Source organism: Neisseria sp. P0021.S006 (assembly GCF_051956895.1).
Genome location: NZ_JBQCWZ010000642.1, coordinates 1 through 769, shown reverse-complemented (window position 1 = coordinate 769; position 769 = coordinate 1). Strand labels below are relative to the sequence as shown.

Here is a 769-nt window from a genome sequence, read left to right as displayed (position 1 = left end):
GTACGAACATACGGGGCAGGCAAAACGCGCGGAGAACCAATGCTCTTCGCCGCTGTCCATTTCCATCGCCAACGCGCGCTCGTTGCCGTGGCGTAGCGCGGTTTCAAAACTTTCTGCCAGCCGCTGCTTGATGTCCGCCTTCACTTTCACGCGGTCGATGACGACGTCGATGTTGTGTTTAATGTTTTTTTCCAGCTTCGGTACTTCGTCAAGCTGATAGACCTCGCCGTCCACGCGTACACGCGCAAAGCCTTGCGCCTGCAAGTCGGCAAAGAAATCGACAAACTCGCCCTTACGCTCACGCACCGCCGGCGCCAGAATCATCACGCGCGTGTCTTCCGGCAGCTTCAAGACGGCATCGACCATCTGAGATACGGTTTGGCTCGACAGCGGCAGCTTGTGTTCGGGGCAGTAGGGTGTGCCGACGCGTGCGTACAAAAGGCGCAAATAGTCGTGAATTTCCGTTACCGTGCCGACGGTGGAACGCGGGTTGTGGCTGGTGGATTTCTGCTCGATGGAAATTGCAGGCGACAAGCCTTCAATCAAATCGACATCGGGTTTGTCCATCATCTGTAAGAACTGACGGGCATAGGCGGAAAGGCTCTCAACATAACGGCGTTGGCCTTCGGCATATAAAGTATCAAACGCCAGCGACGATTTGCCGCTGCCTGACAATCCTGTTACCACCACGAGTTTGTGGCGCGGAATGTCCAAATCGACATTTTTTAAATTATGTGTACGCGCGCCGCGGATGCGGATGGTGTCATTA

The 769-nt window shown here is 55.0% G+C and carries 1 pseudogene; it reads right to left on the bottom strand.

Annotated elements, in window-relative coordinates:
- Window positions 1-769: pseudogene (locus tag ACTHUM_RS16210) on the bottom strand (excinuclease ABC subunit UvrA); the annotation flags it as partial.